2 pseudogenes are annotated in these 747 nt (G+C 37.9%); both read left to right on the top strand.

The features are described 5' to 3' along the window. A pseudogene (locus FFO06_RS21290) lies at positions 1-369 on the top strand (hypothetical protein); the annotation flags it as partial. A 17-nt stretch (positions 370-386) separates the two neighbouring features. Next, a pseudogene (locus FFO06_RS20715) lies at positions 387-747 on the top strand (tetratricopeptide repeat protein); the annotation flags it as partial.

Here is a 747-nt window from a genome sequence, read left to right as displayed (position 1 = left end):
CCAGAAGTAGATCCTAGTCAAGGATTAATTGATTTACCTGAAAATTTACTTACTGCTGCTATTGTCACCAATTCTTGCCGTCAAGGACAAAATTCATTAATAGTTAAAGGTAGGGGGGGTTTAGCCTTGACTTCAGATCAACTACCTAGTAGTAGTGAGGTAGAAGTAAGTTTAATTGCGCCCACATCTGTAAAATCATCATCTGCTATTAACTCTAGATCTGCAAACATGGAGAAAACAGCATTTAAAACCATTGTTCCAGCCCAGGGTTGGGAAATCAATAGTCAGGGAGATGTGGTTTTGGTCGCTCATTCCACAGGAAACCCCGCTGAGAGAGTCAATACTGCTATTACTTGTGCATCAAATTAAGGTGGAGTTGAAAGAAAATGAGAATAAATCAGAAAACAACCCGGAAAATAACCCAGAAAAACAAATTTTCTCTGCAAAAAAGATTCTATCGTTCTCTTTTGCCACTGATTTTACTTTTTTGTTTTTCCCTGGCTATTACTCCTGTAATTGCCCAAAATCAGATAAATAAACCGGATAATGACCAATTAATTGAACAAGCAAGCCAATTGTATAAAGCTGGGAAATTTAGCGAAGCTATCCCAATTTGGGAACAAGCTATCCAGTCCTTACCCCAGGATTCTCTTAATCAAGCCTTAGTACGAAGTAATCTTGCCTTGACTTATCAGCAACAGGGAAAATGGGAATTAGCTAAAAGCGAAATTAACCAAAGTCTAAAGA

The sequence above is a fragment of the Dolichospermum planctonicum genome, from assembly GCF_005402965.1.
In the GTDB taxonomy this organism is placed as follows: Bacteria; Cyanobacteriota; Cyanobacteriia; order Cyanobacteriales; family Nostocaceae; genus Dolichospermum; species Dolichospermum planctonicum.
This window is presented reverse-complemented; position numbering and strand designations above follow the sequence as displayed.